This window comes from Paenibacillus agri (assembly GCF_013359945.1).
Lineage (GTDB): Bacteria > Bacillota > Bacilli > Paenibacillales > Paenibacillaceae > Paenibacillus_AQ > Paenibacillus_AQ agri.
This window is the reverse complement of sequence record NZ_JABWCS010000057.1, coordinates 1-243: the sequence shown is the minus strand read 5'-3', so window position 1 is coordinate 243 and position 243 is coordinate 1. Positions and strand designations below refer to the sequence as shown.

Here is a 243-nt window from a genome sequence, read left to right as displayed (position 1 = left end):
TACCTCGTCGTCTTCAAGGGGTCTTACTAATTGGGAAATCTCATCTTGAGGGGGGCTTCACGCTTAGATGCTTTCAGCGCTTATCCCGTCCGTACGTAGCTACCCAGCCATGCTTCTGGCGAAACAACTGGTGCACCAGCGGTACGTCCATCCCGGTCCTCTCGTACTAAGGACAGCTCCTCTCAAATTTCCTACGCCCACGACAGATAGGGACCGAACTGTCTCACGACGTTCTGAACCCAG

Annotated in this window: 1 rRNA gene; it reads right to left on the bottom strand. The window is 53.9% G+C overall.

Features of this window, described 5'->3' with window-relative positions:
* Nucleotides 1–243 (bottom strand): 23S ribosomal RNA (locus HPT30_RS00255); the annotation flags it as partial.